General features: G+C 44.5%; 1 protein-coding gene. It reads left to right on the top strand.

Annotated elements, in window-relative coordinates:
• A partial coding sequence (locus tag A3739_RS04425; RefSeq protein WP_156502349.1) for a serine hydrolase occupies positions 1-651 on the top strand: 651 nt, incomplete at its 5' end.
• Positions 652-1,120 lie beyond the last annotated feature (469 nt).

The following is a 1,120-nucleotide window of genomic DNA, read 5'->3' on the forward strand; positions in this document are numbered from 1 at the left end:
AATTCTGATATTAATCGCTTTGGCCGTACCTTTGCATTAGGCGGATCATTCGATGATTTTGCGGCAAGCCTGAAAAACGAAAAAGAACCTGGCACATTTTTACACTACGTCAGCATCGACACGCATGTACTAGGAATGGTGTTGCGTGCAGCGACAGGAAGAGAAATAGCAGACTACTTTGACGACAAGCTCTGGTCGAAAATCGAACCTGAATCGAGCACTTACTACATTGTTGATGATGAAAATGAGCCAATGGTACTCGGCGGGCTGAATATGCGCACGCGTGACTTCGCGCGCTTTGGATTGCTCTACCTTAACAACGGAAAATGGAAGGATGAGCAGGTTATACCAGAAGCGTGGGTGAAGGCTTCAGTAACGCCTGACGCTCCGCATCTTGTGCCAGGTGAGCGGGACAACTCCTACATCAATTTAGGTTACGGCTATCAATGGTGGATTCCAGAAAATGCTGACCAAGAGTTCTATGCGATTGGCATCTACGGGCAGTTTATTTACGTCAACCAAAAGGCCAATGTCGTCATTGTGAAGAACTCTGCTCATCTAGAATTTGCAGACAATGACTATGAGTCGTTTTTTGAGGTCATTGCATTCTGCCGTGAGGTGGTGAAGTCATTGGAAATGATTGAGTCATAATCGAAGTTTGCCATTCGCGCTCAACGGGATTTTTGCTTCGTTCTAATCCGTCATTGCTGCGCAGGCGGCACAAAAGCGCTTTAGCGCGTTGAACAACCAACGGTCGGCCCGAAGGTTAAGCGAAGCGCATCATCTATTGTTTAAAGAGCAATGCATGGAGTTAGACAGAAGCTGACTTTAGTTCAGTTCCCTTGTCTATGCCTGTTTCAAGAGCTTAAGAGACCTTGAGTTAGTTTGGATATCGCCATTTACCAGCATCGCCTTTCTTGAAAAAGGGGACATTTTCTTTTGCTTAGGTTTTATCTCTCAAATTCACTTAGCTTGTTCAAAACTTAAAAGTGAAGATTCAACCTTGATTCTGTTTCTTGCTTAATAGCAATTATCTAATCTCTCTAAGTGCCCCGGGGACAGCACTGTGGTTCTTCCTTAAGCACACAAAAATAGATGTCATTTAAATGTCACGCGAAGG

This window comes from Oleiphilus sp. HI0067 (genome assembly GCF_001635735.1).